1 protein-coding gene is annotated in these 440 nt (G+C 63.9%); it reads left to right on the forward strand.

Annotation, left to right across the window (positions count from 1 at the left end):
• The first annotated feature begins 15 nt into the window (after positions 1-15).
• On the forward strand, positions 16-276 hold the full coding sequence (locus CRU95_RS16185) for a DUF3302 domain-containing protein (RefSeq protein ID WP_129102127.1): 261 nt from the start codon (positions 16-18) through the stop codon (positions 274-276).
• The last annotated feature ends 164 nt before the right edge of the window (positions 277-440 follow it).

A 440-nucleotide genomic window follows, 5' to 3' on the forward strand; every position in this document is an offset into this window, starting at 1 on the left:
CTTTAGAGGAGCGCCATGTCGGGCCTCGATATCTTCGCCTGGATCGTTCTCGTCGTCCTCGCAGCCAGCACGGTCTTCGTCGTCGTGTTCATGGCGATGTGGCCGGGTATGGTCGCCCGGCGCCGTAACCATCCCTGGGCCGAGGCCGTGGCGATCGGCGGCTGGGTCACGCTCTTTCTCGGTTTCGTACTCTGGCCGGTCGTTCTGATCTGGGCCTATGTCGACGTCCCCGCCAAGCCGGCCCGTCCCGCGCTCGATGGGGAAGCCGCACGATGATCGTCGTCCTCCTCAACAGCTATCTCGCGCTCCTCTTCATTCTGGTGAAGCTGCGAGTCGTGCCCTTCAACCTGTTCTGGAAGGTCTCCCCGGCCCTCGTCCTATTGCTGCTCCTGATCGGTCTCTTCGTTCCGATGAACTGGGGCGCGCCGCAGGGTTCGGCG

It is taken from the genome of Arcobacter sp. F2176, assembly GCF_004116465.1.
Classification (GTDB): Bacteria; Campylobacterota; Campylobacteria; order Campylobacterales; family Arcobacteraceae; genus Arcobacter; species Arcobacter siniprincipis.

Bases quoted from the DNA above. Each gene is read 5' to 3' on its own strand.
- CRU95_RS16185 (WP_129102127.1), top strand. From the start codon at position 16: ATGTCGGGCCTCGATATCTTCGCCTGGATCGTTCTCGTCGTCCTCGCA.